Below are 13,304 nucleotides of genomic sequence, written 5' to 3'. Positions count from 1 at the left end.
CTGCGATCCTGAGCCGGAGCCCTCTCCCTCGCTCGAGCTCTAGGCTCGCAGGATGAGCGCTCCCGATCCCGTCGCCGTCCTGCTCGAGCCGAGCGGACTCCCCCACGGGCTCCCCGACTTCGCCGCCGTCGACCCCGAGGCCTACCGCCCGGCGTTCCTCGAGGCCCTCCGCCGGCACCGCGCCGAGATCGACGCGATCGCCGGCGCCTCCGAGCCGCCGACCGTCGAGAACACCCTCGTCGCCCTCGAGCGGGCGGGGCGCGAGCTGCGCCGGGTGAGCGCCGTCTTCTTCACCGTCGCCGCCTCCGACCGCACTCCGCTCACCGACGCTCTGGAGGCCGAGCTCGCTCCGCTGCTCTCGGCCCACAGCGATGCGATCAGCCTCGACCCGCGCCTGTTCGCCCGGCTCCGCACCCTCGCCGAGCAGTCGTCGGAGCTCGACCTCGACGCCGAGACGGCCTACCTCCTCGAGCGGAGGATCACCGGGTTCGAGCGCTCCGGTGCGCTCCTCGACGACGTGGGGAAGGCACGGCTCGGCGAGCTGAACGAGCAGCTCTCGACCCTGACCACGCGTTTCGAGAAGGACCTGCTCGCCGAGTCGAACGACCGGGCGGTCCTCCTCGAGGACGTCGCCGGCCTCGACGGGCTCGACGAGTCCGACGTCTCGGCCGCCGCGCGCGCCGCCGCCGACCGCGGTGTCGACGGCTGGCTGATCACCCTGCCCCTCTACTCCGGCCACCCCTGGCTCGCGCGTCTGCGCGACCGCGGCGTCCGCGAGCGCGTCCTGCGCGCCTCTGTCGGCCGCGGTGCGGAAGGCGGGCCGCACGACACCACCGCGACCCTGCAGCGCATCGTCGCGCTGCGGGCCGAGCGCGCAGCTCTGCTGGGCGCGGCCTCGCACGCCGAGTTCGTGATCTCGGGCCAGACCGCGGGCTCGCCGGAGCGCGTCCTGTCGCTGCTGCGCGAGCTCGCCGCTCCCGCCGCCCGGAACGCGAGGATCGAGCTCGAGCGGATGCAGGCCTCCGCCGACGCCGAGCACGACGCCGCCGGAGCGCCGCGCTTCACGATCGAGGCGTGGGACCGCGCCTACTACGAGGAGCGCGTGCGGTCGGAGAGCTACTCCGTCGACTCCAGCGCACTGCGTCCCTTCTTCGAGCTGGAGCGGGTGCTCCAGCACGGCGTGTTCGCCGCCGCCACCGGTCTCTACGGCGTCCGCTTCTCGGAGCGGAGCGACCTGGCCGGCTACAGCGAGCACGTCCGCGTGTTCGAGGTGCACGAGGAGGACGGGACGCCGCTGGGCCTGTTCCTGCTCGATCCCTTCACCCGCGACTCGAAGCGCGGCGGGGCGTGGATGAACTCCCTGTCCAGCCGCACCTCGCTGCTCGGCGACTCCGCCGTCGTCGTGAACAACCTGAACCTGTCGGCTCCGGGCGCGGGCGAGCCCGCCCTTCTCAGCCTCGACGAGGTGGAGACGCTGTTCCACGAGTTCGGGCACGCCCTGCACGGCCTGTTCGCGAGCACGCGGTACCCGCGCTTCGCCGGTACCGCGGTGTTCCGGGACTTCGTCGAATTCCCGAGCCAGGTGAACGAGACGTGGGTGCGCCGCCCCGGGCTCCTCGCCGATTACGCCCGCCACGTCGAGACCGGCGAGGCCCTGCCCGCGGGGACCGTCGAGCGCCTCGAGGCGTCCGCGCTGTGGGGCGAGGGCTTCGCGACGAGCGAGTACCTGGCGTCCGCCCTGCTCGACCTCGCCTGGCACTCCCTGCCGGCACCGGTCGAGCCGCGCGACGCGGCCGCCTTCGAGCGCGACGTGCTCGACGGCGCGGGCCTCCTCCTCCCCGCCGTGCCGCCCCGCTACCGCAGCACGTACTTCGCGCACGTCTTCTCCGGCGGCTACTCCGCGGGCTACTACTCCTACATCTGGAGCGAGATCCTCGACGCGGACACGGTCGAGTGGTTCGAGGAGAACGGCGGCCTCGACCGCTCGGCGGGCGAGCGCTTCCGCCGCGGGGTGCTCGAGCTCGGCGGCTCCCGCGATCCGCTCGACGCGTACCGCGCGTTCCGCGGGCGGGATGCGCGGACCGAGCCGCTGCTCGCGCGCCGCGGCCTCCTCTAGCGGCGCCGGGGGACGAGCCAGGCGAGGAGGACGAGTCCCACGACCAGGCCCCAGAACGCCGATCCGATCCCCGCGATGGTCGTGCCGGAGGCGGTGACCAGGAGCGTCGCCGCCGCCGACAGCCGCAGCCGCGCGTCCTCCACAGCGGCCTGCACCGCCGACACGAACACCCCCAGCAGCGCCAGACCGGCGACCGCCTCGATCAGCAGCGGGCTCGCGGAGGACACCAGCGCGGCGGCCGCTCCGGCGAACACGCCCAGCACGAGGTAGGAGGCGCCCGCCGAGACCGAGGCGACCCAGCGCTGCTCCGGCCGCGGCGAGGCCTCGGGACCCGCGGTCAGCGCGGCGCTGAGCGCGGCGTAGTTGATCGGCACGCCGCCGAAGATCGCCGAGACCCCGGAGAGAGCACCGGTCGAGACGATCCCGGGACGCGAGTGGGCCGCGAAGCCGAAGCTCGTCAGCACCGCGATGCCCGGGATGTTCTGCCCGGCCATGGTGACCACGTAGAGCGGCAGGCCGATCCCGACCATCGCTCCGATCTCGAACACCGGAGCGACGAACTGCGGCACGGGGAGCAGCGGCGCACCGGCGAGTGCCGCGCCGTCCGTCACGATCAGCAGCACGATCGCCAGGGCGATCGCGGCCGGCACCGCCCAGCGGGGCAGGAGCCGCAGGAGCAGCAGCCAGAGCAGGATCACCGGCAGCGCGAGCGCGGGGATCTCGACCGCCGCGCGCACCGGCGCCAGGACGAGCGGGAACAGGATGCCCGCGAGCATGGCGTTCGCGAGCGGCCGCGGGATGCGCGCGACGAGCCTCCCGAGCGCCGGCCACAGCCCGGTGACCACCAGCAGAGCGGAGGCGACCAGGAACGCCCCGACCGCGCGGTCGAAGCCACCGGGGAGCGTCGCGGTCGCGGCCAGCAGGGCGGCTCCCGGCGTGCTCCAGGCGAAGGTCATCGGCACGCGGTAGCGGATGCTCAGCACGATGCAGAGGACCCCCTGCAGCACGCAGACGGCGAGGAGGCCCGAGGCTGCCTGCACGTCGGTGGCGCCCACCGCGACCACCCCGGCGAGCACGATCGCGAACGAGCTCGAGAAGCCGGTCAGGGCGGCGACGATCCCGGCGAGCAGCGGCTGGACGATGGCGGAGCCTCCCGGAGGATCGACCAGCACCGAGGCGACCGGACGCGCCGTCGGCGCGCTCCGCCAGGTTAGGGAAGCGGGAGCGCCTCGCCCGACGATCCGCCGGGCCAATCGCGGTGAACTGGCAGAGCGGGCGGGGAGCGACTAGGCGCTCTTCTCCTGGCGACGGGGAGCGTGGGGGACGATCGTCGGGGCCGCGTTGTCGAGCACCGCGGCGCGGGTGACGACGACGCGCGCCACCTCGTCCGAGGAGGGCACCTCGAACATGATCGGGCCGAGCACCTCCTCGAGGATCGCGCGCAGACCGCGGGCGCCGGTCTGACGGAGGACCGCCAGGTCCGCGATGGCCTCGAGAGCGCCCCGGTCGAACTCGAGCTCGACGCCGTCGATCTCGAACATCCGCTGGTACTGCTTCACGAGCGCGTTGCGCGGCTCGGTGAGGATCTGCATGAGCGCGACCTGGTCGAGCTGCGTGACCGTCGTGACGACCGGGAGGCGCCCGATGAACTCGGGGATCAGCCCGAACTTGTGCAGGTCCTCCGGGAGGACCTCGCTGAAGATGTTGATCTCGTCTTCCTTGTTGTGCAGCGGGGCGCCGAAGCCGATGCCGCGCTTGCCCGCCCGCGACGAGATGATGTCCTCGAGTCCGGCGAAGGCGCCGGCGACGATGAAGAGGACGTTCGTCGTGTCGATCTGGATGAACTCCTGGTGCGGGTGCTTCCGCCCGCCCTGCGGGGGCACGGAGGCGACGGTGCCCTCGAGGATCTTGAGCAGTGCCTGCTGCACTCCCTCGCCCGAGACGTCGCGCGTGATCGAGGGGTTCTCGGCCTTCCGCGCGATCTTGTCGACCTCGTCGATGTAGATGATGCCGGTCTCGGCACGCTTGACGTCGTAGTCGGCGGCCTGGATGAGCTTGAGGAGGATGTTCTCGACGTCCTCGCCGACGTAGCCCGCCTCGGTGAGGGCCGTGGCGTCCGCGACGGCGAAGGGCACGTTGAGGCGCTTCGCGAGGGTCTGGGCGAGGTAGGTCTTCCCGCAGCCCGTGGGGCCGATGAGCAGGATGTTGCTCTTGGCGATCTCGACCTCGTCGTGGATCGCGTCGGCGGCGGTGATGGTGTTGCGGGCCCGCACGCGCTTGTAGTGGTTGTACACGGCGACGGCGAGGGCCTTCTTGGCCTGCTCCTGCCCGATCACGTACTCCTCGAGGAAGCCGAAGATCTCCTTCGGCTTCGGGAGGTCGAACTCGTGGCTCGTCTCCTCGCTCGACTCGGAGAGGCGCTCCTCGATGATCTCGTTGCAGAGCTCGACGCACTCGTCGCAGATGTAGACGCCCGGTCCCGCGATGAGCTGCTGGACCTGCTTCTGGCTCTTGCCGCAGAAGGAGCACTTCAGCAGGTCGGCGCTTTCGCCAATACGTGCCACGGGAATGCCCCACTTCCTTGTCGTGCGTCTGTCGTGCGTCGGTCGGTCGTGCAACGGAGCCCGGAGCTCCGGCCGGTGCGAGCGGGACGAGCCCCCTGACACTGCTCCGAGCCTAGCCGCTGAGCCGCGAGGGCTCGGCAGGCGGGCCGGATTCGCCGTGCCTTGCGCCTCGTGTGGCGCTTTGCTACGGCGACGGAGGACGCAGAGGGGCCGGGCGGCGGATCGCTCCGCCACCCGGCCCCTCCTGGACGCCCTACGCCGTGAGAGCCGGGAGGCTCTTGCGGCTGGTGAGCACCTGGTCGATCAGCCCGTACTCGAGCGCGTCGCTCGCGCCGAGGATCTTGTCGCGGTCGATGTCCTTCTTGACCTGCTCGATCGAGCGGTTCGAGTGGTGCGACAGCGTCTCCTCGAGCCACTCGCGCATGCGCATGATCTCGGCGGCCTGGATCTCGATGTCCGAGGCCTGGCCCCCGCCCTGCTGCACGGCGGGCTGGTGGATGAGGATGCGCGCGTTCGGCAGCGCGAGGCGCTTGCCGGGCGTTCCCGCGGCGGTGAGCACGGCGGCGGCCGAGGCGGCCTGGCCGAGCACGACCGTCTGGATGTGCGGGCGGATGTACTGCATCGTGTCGTAGATCGCCGTCATCGCGGTGAAGGATCCACCGGGCGAGTTGATGTACATGACGATGTCGCGGTCCGGGTCCTGGCTCTCGAGCACGAGGAGCTGGGCCATGATGTCGTCCGCGGAGGCGTCGTCGACCTGGACTCCGAGGAAGATGATGCGGTCCTCGAAGAGCTTGGCGTACGGGTCCTGGCGCTTGTAGCCGTAGGCCGTGCGCTCCTCGAACGTGGGGAGGATGTAGCGCGAGGACGGTGCGGCTCCGGAGCCGAACGCCGTTCCGCCGAAGGTGGGTGTGGTCATTGTCTGTTCCTGATCTCTCGGCGCGTTCGCTGGACTACTCGTCGATGGCGGTTCCGCCACCGCCGGCCACGTCGGTCGCCGACGAGCGGATGTGGTCGACGAAGCCGTAGGCGAGGGCCTCCTCGGCGCTGAACCAGCGGTCCCGGTCGCCGTCCTCGTTGACCTGCTCGACGGTCTTGCCGGTCGCCTTGGCGGTGATCTCGGCGAGGCGCTTCTTCATGTCGAGGATGAGCTGCGCCTGGGTCTGGATGTCGGAGGCCGTGCCGCCGAAGCCGCCGTGCGGCTGGTGGAGGAGCACCCGCGCGTTCGGGGTGATGTAGCGCTTGCCCTGGGTTCCGGCGGTGAGGAGCAGCTGGCCCATGGAGGCCGCCATCCCGATGCCCACGGTCACGATGTCGTTCGGGACGAACTGCATCGTGTCGTAGATCGCCATGCCCGCGGTGATGGAGCCGCCGGGCGAGTTGATGTAGAGGTAGATGTCCCGCTCGGAGTCCTCGGCTGCCAGGAGCAGGAGCTTCGCGGCGATCTCGTTCGCGTTCTCGTCGCGCACCTCGGAACCGAGCCAGATGATCCGGTCCTTGAGCAGGCGGTCGAAAACACTGTTGGGCATAACCATGTCGGCCATGTATTGCTCCGTTTCAGTTGTCGCTTCGGAGGCGAATCTATCGGACGCCGCCAGGCCGATCCGGCCGTGTTCGCCCGGGGCGGAGCGGGAGTCGCCCGTGTTCGCCCGGGGCGGACCGGAGCCCCGCAACGAGAGGAGCCGCCCTCCGACGGATCGGGGGGCGGCTCCTGACGTGCTCGCGGCGACTACTCCGCGGCCGGGGTCTCCTCGGCGGGAGCGGCGGCCTTCTTCTTGGCCGGCGCGCGCTTCTTCTTGGGGGCCGGGGCGGGCTCCTCCTCGGCGACGGGCTCCTCGGCGACGGGCTCCGCGGGGACCTCGGCGTCGGCGGCGGCCCGAGCCTCCTCCACGACCTCGGTCTCGTCAGAGACGACGGCCTCGTCGGAGGCCTCGACGGCCTCGTCGGAGGCCTCGACGGCCTCGTCGTCACCGGGGACCGCGGTGAACGCGGTCAGGTCGACGGCGTTGCCCTCGGTGTCGGTGACCTTCGCCTTGCCGAGGACGATCGCGAGCGCCTTGTTGCGGGCGACCTCGCCGACCATCTGGCCGATCTGGTTGTTCTCGGACAGGATCTTGATGAACTCGTTCGGCTCCATGCCGTACTGCGCCGCACCCTGGATGAGGTACTGAGTGAGCTCGTCCTGGCTGACCTGGACCTTCTCCTGCTCGACGACGTGGTCGAGGAGGATCTGCGTCTTGAAGGTCTTCTCGCTGGCCTCCTTGACCTCGGCGCGGTGCTCGTCGTCCTCGAGGCGGTTCTCGCCCTCGAGGTGGCGGTGCACCTCGTCCTCGACGAGACCGGCGGGCACGGGCACCTCGACGAGGGCGAGCAGCGCCTCGACGAGCTTCTCGCGGGCCTCGCCGCCCTGGCCGAAGGTCTTCTGCTGAGCGGCCTGCTCCTTGAGCGACTCGCGCAGCTCGGCGATGGTGTCGAACTCGCTGGCGATCTGCGCGAAGTCGTCGTCGGCCTCGGGGAGCTCGCGCTCCTTGACGGCGGTGAGCGCGACGGCGATCTCGGCCTGCTCGCCGGCGTGGTCGCCGCCGAGCAGCGGAGCGGTGAACGTGGTGCTCTCGCCCGCGGTGAGCGAGTCGAGCGCCTCGTCGATGCCCTCGATCAGCTCGCCCGAGCCGAGCTCGTACGAGATGGCGTTGGCGGTGTCGACCTCGACGCCGCCGATGGAGGCGACCAGGTCGATCTGCGCGAAGTCGCCGGTCTTCGCCGGGCGGTCCACGGTGACCAGGGTGCCGAAGCGGCTGCGGAGCTTGTCCAGCTCGGCGTCGACGTCGGCGTCGGTGACCTCGGCCGCCTCGACGGTGAGCTCGATGCCGTCGTAGTCCGGGACGGTGATCTCGGGGCGCACGTCGACCTCGATGGCGAGCTCGAGGTCGCCGGTGAAGTCCTTGTCGCTCGGCCAGGCGACGATGTCGGCCTGCGGGCGGCCCAGGGGGCGGACCTCGGTCTCGCGGACGGCCTCGCGGTAGAAGCCGTCGAGGCCCTCGTTGACCGCGTGCTCGAGCACCGCGGCCTTGCCGACGCGCTGGTCGACGATGGCGGGCGGGACCTTGCCCTTGCGGAAGCCGGGGACGTTGATCTGCTCGGCGATGTGGCCGTAGGCGTGCGTGATGCTGGGGCCGAGCTCGTCCGGGGTGACCGAAATCGCGAGCTTCACGCGGGTCGGGCTCAGCTGTTCTACCGTGGTCTTCACGTGAGGGGATCTCCTGTGCTGGTTGGTGTCGGCGCCGGATGACGGTCGTCACGGGTCGATGTCGTCACGATGAGTACTCGTGGTCGGGGCGACAGGATTCGAACCTGCGACCTCCCGCTCCCAAAGCGGGCGCTCTAGCCAAGCTGAGCTACGCCCCGGATGCGCGGGCCTGGGCACCGTGCGTGAGACTCTCGTCGAGCCGTCCCCGCACGTGCGCTTGCGCGACACGCCGAAATGGCCTTCGCAAGTGTACTGCACCGCGGCAGCGGCGACCGGAACCGCGCGGCGGAGGACGACCGGGGTGTCCACGGTGCACGCGCGATGTACTACGCTGTCCTGGTGCGCGGTCGAGAGACCCGGTCGCACCGGTTCGCGGTCGTCAGACCGCTGATTCGGGGCTGTAGCTTAGTGGTAAAGCCTCTGTCTTCCAAACAGATGATGCGAGTTCGATTCTCGTCAGCCCCTCTCCTCTCGAAGAGCCCCGGACGTCCGGGGCTCTTCGTCGTTCCGAGGCGTTCCGGGCGTGCTCAGCCGACCGCGCCGCGGTGCTCCTCCGTCAGGGCGAGGTACGAGGCGGCGTTCCGGCGGATGCCCTCGCGCTCCTCCTCCGTCAGCTCCCGCCGGACCCTCCCGGGGACGCCCGCCACGAGCGAGCCCGGCGGGACGACCGTCCCCTCGAGGACGACGGCGCCCGCGGCGATCAGCGAGCCGGTGCCGATGACGGCCCCGTTCAGGACGGTCGCGCTCATGCCGACCAGCACGTCGTCCTCGAGGGTGCAGCCGTGCAGCACGGCGTTGTGCCCGACCGAGACTCCGGCGCCGATGACCGCGTCGTAGTCGGCGTCGACGTGGACGACGACGCCGTCCTGGAGGTTGCTGCCGGCGCCGAGCTCGATCCGCGCGTGCTCGGCGCGCAGGACGGCGCCGTACCAGACGCTCGCCCGCTCCCCCAGGCGCACGGAGCCGATCACGGTGGCGCCCGGAGCGACCCACGCGGTGTCGGCGATCTCCGGGGCGCGTCCCCCGGTCAGGGCGAGGACGCGGGCGCCCTCCGCAGGACTCGACGGCATCGGGTTCTCCTCTTCTCCGGTGGTCAGCGCCCGGCGCGCAGGAAGGCGAGGACCGCCAGCACCGACCGGTGGTCGGAGCCCGAGTCCTCGAGCCCGAGCTTCTGGAAGATCGCGGTCACGTTCTTGTCCACGGCGCCCACGCCGACGAAGAGAGCGGAGGCGATGCCCGCGTTCGTGCGCCCCTGGGCCATCTGCTCCAGCACCTCCCGCTCCCGCGGGGTCAGCGAGGCGAGCGGGTCGCGGTTGCGCTGCAGGAGCGAGGCGACGACCTGCGGGTCGAGGACGGTTCCGCCCGCCGCGACGCGCTCGACGGCGTCGCGCAGCTCCTCCACGGAGGCGACCCGGTCCTTCAGGAGGTAGCCGAGTCCGCCGTCGCCGGAGCCGAGCAGCTCCTGCGCGTAGGTGACCTCGACGTACTGGCTGAGCAGCAGGACCGACACCTGCGGGTAGCGCCGGCGGATCTCCAGCGCCCCGCGGACGCCCTCGTCGCGGTAGGTCGGCGGCATCCGGACGTCGAGCACGGCGACGTCGACGCCGGCCGGGTCCCGCGCCAGATCGGCGAGCAGGGCGTCCGCGTCCCCGAAGGCGCCGACGGAGGCGAACCCCGCGTCCTCGAAGAGGCGGACCAGGCCCTCGCGCAGGAGGACCGAGTCCTCGGCGATGGCGACGCGGATCACGGGCACGCCCTCAGGATAGGACGGCCGGGCGGTACGGGACGTGCACCCCGACCGTGGTCGGCCCGCCGACCGGCGACTCCACGCTCAGGATCCCGCGCAGGCCCCGGACGCGCCCGCCGACCCCCTCGAGACCGTGACCGGCGACCGGCGACGCCCCGCCGACTCCGTCGTCGACCACCCAGGCGTCGAGCCAGCGCTCCCCCGGAGCGCCGGAGTCGCGGGTGTCGAGGTGCACCCGCACCGATCGGGCACCGGAGTGCTTGGAGACGTTGGCGAGCAGCTCGGCGACGACGAAGTAGACGCTGCGCTCGACCTCGGGCGGCACGTCCGCCACGGGGTGCTCGGTGAGGACCTCGACCGGCACCGGGCTGAGCTCGGCGAGCGAGTGCACCGCCGCCTCGAAGCCCCGGTCCTGCAGGATCGGCGGCGCCACTCCGCGGGAGAGGGCGCGCAGCTCGTCGAGCGCGGCGCGCACGTGCTCGCGAGCCTCGTCGACCAGGCGGGCGGCGGACTCCGGGTCGGCGGCGAGTCGGTTGCGGGCCGAGGCCAGGTCCATCTGGACCCGGATCAGGCGCTGCTGCGGGCCGTCGTGGATGTCGCGCTCGAGCCGGCGCAGCGCGCGGTCCTCGGCGGCGACAGCTGCGCCGCGGGAGGCGCTCAGCTCGGCGACCTCGCGCTGGAGCGCCTCCGACTCCCACGGGCCGAGCAGGAGACGGTCGACCAGCCAGTGCAGGAGGGAGAGGCCGCGGGTGGCGAACGGCAGGGTCGAGACGAAGAGGACGGTCGTGGCGACCGTCGCCGCGGCGACCAGTCCCGCCGGAGGCTGCGGGGCGCCCAGCAGAGCGGCTCCGCTCTCGGCCAGCAGGCGGGCCGGACCGGGGGCCCCCGTGAGCGCGGCGGCCACCGTGCCCGGGCCCGCCCAGGTCCACAGCGCGAGGAGCAGTCCGGACAGCAGCGCGAGCACCGGAGCCACGACGAGCGTGTGCAGGAGAGCGAGCCAGTAGTGCCCGTCGATCACCGGACCGTAGAGGGCGAAGGTCGAGGGAATGACGGCGGAGGGCGGTCGCCGCCACTGCGGCCGGGGGACGGCGGGCCGTCCGGCCAGCACGTCGAGGCCGACGGCGGCCCGCGAGAAGAAGCGCGCCGTGTAGAGGGCGGCGGGCAGGAACACCAGGCCGATCAGGACTCCGACGAGCCCGAGCGCGACGGCCAGCGCGACGCCGGCGCAGAAGGCGCCGAGGAGCGCGACCGGGATCGCGGCCACCAGTGCGACCACCTCCCGGGGCAGTCCGCGCCAGAGCCGGAGGTAGGCGCGCGAGGCCTCGCCGAAGGCCGTCGATGCTCCGCTCATCCGCGCCTCCTGTCCGCTCCCGCCGCCGCCGCGACCCGGTCGAGCGTACCGGCGGCACGGCTCCGGGCACCCGGGGGGAAGCCCCCGTGACGCCCCTCCGCGACCGAGGTGAGCCTGTCCTTCACCGGACTGAGCCGAGCCTGCGCTTCCTTGCGGCGCCGAGGGATCTGCGTACTGTTGACGATCAGTCACCCCCTCTCGAAAGGACCAGACGATGTCCACCACGTCCGTCACGTCGCTCACCTCGTCGAACCCGGATGTCGCATCCGGAGTCGCTCAGTTCCTCAGCCCCGTCGTCATCGAGATGACCGCGCTCGCTGTCAACGGCAAGCAGGCGCACTGGCACGTCCGCGGCGCCAACTTCATCGGCGTCCACGAGCTGCTCGACGCGATCGTCGGCCGCGCCATCGAGTGGGCCGACCTCGCCGCGGAGCGCGTCGTCGCCCTCGGCCTCCCGGTCGACGCCCGCATCCAGACCGTCGCCTCGGCGACGCGGTCCGAACCCCTCACCCCCGGCTTCCAGCGCTCCGAGAACGCGATCGTCGAGATCATCCGCCAGATGGACGTCGCCATCGCGACCGTCAACACGGCGATCGCCGAGCTCGCCGAGATCGACGCGAGCAGCCAGGACGTCGCGATCGAGATCGGCCGCGGCCTCGAGAAGGACCGCTGGTTCCTCTTCGCCCACGTCAGCGAGAGCTGAGCACCACGCCTCGACCGGCCCGCGGATCCTCGGATCCCGCGGGCCGTCGTCGTTCCCGGGCCCGTCCGCGCGATCCGGAGCAGCCGGAGTCGCGACTGGCGCGGGTCAGCCGCCGTGCGTGAAGCGGCCCGCCAGGAGGGTCGCGGCGACCGGCATGGATCGGAGGGCTCCTGCATCGGCGGCGAGCGGATCGCGGTCGACCACCACCAGATCGGCGGGATCGCCGGCCGCGGGCGTGAGCCGGCGCACCCGGGTCGAGGCGACGATCGCCTCCTCGACGCTCACCCGCTGCTCCGGATGCCAGGGCTCGTCGCCCGGCAGCGCCCGCGCGACCGCGGCCGAGATCGCGACCCACGGGTCGAGCGGAGCGACCGGAGCGTCCGAGCCGAGCACCACGCGGGCCCCGGAGTCGAGCAGCGAGCGCAGCGGGAACGCCCGGCCGGTGCGTCCCGGCCAGTACCGCTCCGCCACCTCGCGGTCGTCGAGCGCGTGCGCGGGCTGCACTCCGGCCTCCACGCCGAGCGCGGCGAACCGCGGAAGGTCGGTCTCCGCGAGTAGCTGAGCGTGCTCGATCCGGCCCCCGCCGACCCGGCCGAGCGCGTCCAGAGCCAGCGTTGCCGCGGCGTCTCCGATCGCGTGCACGGTGGAGCGGATGCCCCCGGCGGCCGCGCGGGCGAGCAGCTCGTCCAGCTCGGCGGGCTCCACGGTGAGGACGCCGTTGCCGTCGTGGTCGGCGTAGGGGTGGGCGCAGTAGGCGGTCCTCGTGTTGAGGGAGCCGTCGATCAGGACCTTGAGCGGGCCCATCCGCAGCAGGCCGTCACCGCCGTCGAGCTCGTCGCCCGTGCGCAGTCCCTCCGCGAGGGCGCGGTCGAGGTGGTCGCGGTAGACGCCGGTGTCGACGCGGAGGGAGCGTGCTCCGCCAGCGACGCGACGGGGCCAGTCCCCCACATTCCAGCGCATCTCGAGGTCGACGACGCCGACCACCCCGCGAGCCGCAGCCCGCCGCGCCGCCGCGTCGGCGAGTGCGTCGAGCTCGTCGTCGCCGAGGGCGCCGAGTGCGGTGACGAGCTCGAAGCAAGCGTCCTCGCGCAGCAGCTCGGGCTCGGGAGCGACGGCGTAGCGCCGGTACGCGGCGGAGTTCAGCCAGGCGCAGTGCAGGTCGCCGCTGATCAGCACGACGGGCCGTTCCGGAGAGACCTCGTCCAGGAGCGCGGTCGTGGGCGGCTCCGGCCAGAGGCCGTCGCGGAAGCCGAAGCCGATCAGCGTGCCGGTACCGGGCTCCTCCGCCAGGCGACGTCGGACCGCGTCCGCCGTTCCGCGGGCCGAGTCGGCTGACGAGACGTCCAGGCGCGGTGCCGTCATCGCCCACTGGGAGAAGTGGACGTGCTCGTCCCAGAGGCCGGGGAGCACCCAGCGCCCGTCGAGGTCGCGCACCTCGTCGCCCGGGGCGGCGGCGGCGTCCGGTCCGACCGCTTCCACGCGGCCGTCGCGCAGGAGCACGGCACCGGCTCGGGACGAGCCGAGGAGGCGGGCGCCCCGGAGCAGGAGACCGCCGGTCATCGGGCGGCCTCGCGGA

At 72.4% G+C, this 13,304-nt stretch carries 11 protein-coding genes and 2 tRNA genes; 3 read left to right on the top strand and 10 right to left on the bottom strand.

Annotation, left to right across the window (positions count from 1 at the left end):
- Window positions 1-52 precede the first annotated feature (52 nt).
- Window positions 53-2,116, top strand: coding sequence for a M3 family metallopeptidase (locus tag C5D36_RS06675; protein ID WP_104295477.1), 2,064 nt, complete (start codon window positions 53-55; stop codon window positions 2,114-2,116).
- Here the strand turns inward: C5D36_RS06675 and C5D36_RS06670 are convergent.
- The 6 genes from C5D36_RS06670 to C5D36_RS06645 form a co-directional block, all read right to left on the bottom strand.
- The gene (locus C5D36_RS06670) at window positions 2,113-3,288 is read right to left on the bottom strand and encodes a benzoate/H(+) symporter BenE family transporter (protein WP_104295476.1); all 1,176 of its coding nucleotides are present in this window, start codon (window positions 3,286-3,288) and stop codon (window positions 2,113-2,115) included. The genes C5D36_RS06675 and C5D36_RS06670 overlap by 4 nt on opposite strands.
- 114 nt (window positions 3,289-3,402) lie before the next feature.
- Window positions 3,403-4,680, bottom strand: a complete 1,278-nt coding sequence (gene clpX, locus C5D36_RS06665) for an ATP-dependent Clp protease ATP-binding subunit ClpX (RefSeq protein WP_104223693.1) — start codon at window positions 4,678-4,680, stop codon at window positions 3,403-3,405.
- A 253-nt stretch (window positions 4,681-4,933) separates the two neighbouring features.
- The gene (locus C5D36_RS06660; protein ID WP_068253282.1) at window positions 4,934-5,599 is read right to left on the bottom strand and encodes an ATP-dependent Clp protease proteolytic subunit; all 666 of its coding nucleotides are present in this window, start codon (window positions 5,597-5,599) and stop codon (window positions 4,934-4,936) included.
- A gap of 34 nt (window positions 5,600-5,633) precedes the next feature.
- Window positions 5,634-6,224, bottom strand: a complete 591-nt coding sequence (locus tag C5D36_RS06655; RefSeq protein ID WP_097165884.1) for an ATP-dependent Clp protease proteolytic subunit — start codon at window positions 6,222-6,224, stop codon at window positions 5,634-5,636.
- A gap of 185 nt (window positions 6,225-6,409) precedes the next feature.
- Complete coding sequence (gene tig / locus C5D36_RS06650) at window positions 6,410-7,927, bottom strand: trigger factor (protein WP_104295475.1); 1,518 nt, start codon at window positions 7,925-7,927, stop codon at window positions 6,410-6,412.
- Between the two features lie 80 nt (window positions 7,928-8,007).
- Window positions 8,008-8,085 (bottom strand) — tRNA-Pro (locus C5D36_RS06645).
- A gap of 236 nt (window positions 8,086-8,321) precedes the next feature.
- Between C5D36_RS06645 and C5D36_RS06640 the strand changes: the two genes are divergently transcribed.
- Window positions 8,322-8,392 (top strand) — tRNA-Gly (locus C5D36_RS06640).
- A 62-nt stretch (window positions 8,393-8,454) separates the two neighbouring features.
- Here the strand turns inward: C5D36_RS06640 and C5D36_RS06635 are convergent.
- Genes C5D36_RS06635 through C5D36_RS06625 form a run of 3 tightly spaced genes read right to left on the bottom strand, consistent with a single transcriptional unit; the run spans window position 8,455 to window position 11,025 of the window.
- The gene (locus C5D36_RS06635; protein WP_104226728.1) at window positions 8,455-8,997 is read right to left on the bottom strand and encodes a gamma carbonic anhydrase family protein; all 543 of its coding nucleotides are present in this window, start codon (window positions 8,995-8,997) and stop codon (window positions 8,455-8,457) included.
- A gap of 23 nt (window positions 8,998-9,020) precedes the next feature.
- The gene (locus C5D36_RS06630; RefSeq protein ID WP_104295474.1) at window positions 9,021-9,680 is read right to left on the bottom strand and encodes a response regulator transcription factor; all 660 of its coding nucleotides are present in this window, start codon (window positions 9,678-9,680) and stop codon (window positions 9,021-9,023) included.
- 4 nt (window positions 9,681-9,684) lie between these two features.
- Window positions 9,685-11,025 (bottom strand): histidine kinase, encoded by a 1,341-nt coding sequence (locus tag C5D36_RS06625; protein ID WP_104295473.1) that lies wholly within the window; start codon window positions 11,023-11,025, stop codon window positions 9,685-9,687.
- Between the two features lie 214 nt (window positions 11,026-11,239).
- Here C5D36_RS06625 and C5D36_RS06620 point away from each other — a divergent pair, with 214 nt between their 5' ends.
- Entirely contained in the window at window positions 11,240-11,728 is a 489-nt protein-coding gene (locus C5D36_RS06620; RefSeq protein WP_104223697.1) for a Dps family protein, read from the top strand.
- Window positions 11,729-11,833: 105 nt separating this feature from the next.
- On the opposite strand, the gene C5D36_RS06615 is transcribed toward C5D36_RS06620, so the two are convergent.
- Window positions 11,834-13,288, bottom strand: coding sequence for an amidohydrolase (locus tag C5D36_RS06615; RefSeq protein ID WP_104295472.1), 1,455 nt, complete (start codon window positions 13,286-13,288; stop codon window positions 11,834-11,836).
- Window positions 13,289-13,304: the final 16 nt, after the last annotated feature.

The sequence above is a fragment of the Rathayibacter sp. AY1C6 genome, from assembly GCF_002931535.1.
Lineage (GTDB): Bacteria > Actinomycetota > Actinomycetes > Actinomycetales > Microbacteriaceae > Rathayibacter.
This window is presented reverse-complemented; position numbering and strand designations above follow the sequence as displayed.

Coding starts and splice junctions, on each gene's coding strand:
- C5D36_RS06625 (WP_104295473.1), bottom strand. CDS start 11,025: ATGAGCGGAGCATCGACGGCCTTCGGCGAGGCCTCGCGCGCCTACCTC.
- C5D36_RS06660 (WP_068253282.1), bottom strand. CDS start 5,599: ATGACCACACCCACCTTCGGCGGAACGGCGTTCGGCTCCGGAGCCGCA.
- C5D36_RS06620 (WP_104223697.1), top strand. CDS start 11,240: ATGTCCACCACGTCCGTCACGTCGCTCACCTCGTCGAACCCGGATGTC.
- C5D36_RS06655 (WP_097165884.1), bottom strand. CDS start 6,224: ATGGCCGACATGGTTATGCCCAACAGTGTTTTCGACCGCCTGCTCAAG.
- C5D36_RS06635 (WP_104226728.1), bottom strand. CDS start 8,997: ATGCCGTCGAGTCCTGCGGAGGGCGCCCGCGTCCTCGCCCTGACCGGG.
- C5D36_RS06675 (WP_104295477.1), top strand. CDS start 53: ATGAGCGCTCCCGATCCCGTCGCCGTCCTGCTCGAGCCGAGCGGACTC.
- C5D36_RS06615 (WP_104295472.1), bottom strand. CDS start 13,288: ATGACCGGCGGTCTCCTGCTCCGGGGCGCCCGCCTCCTCGGCTCGTCC.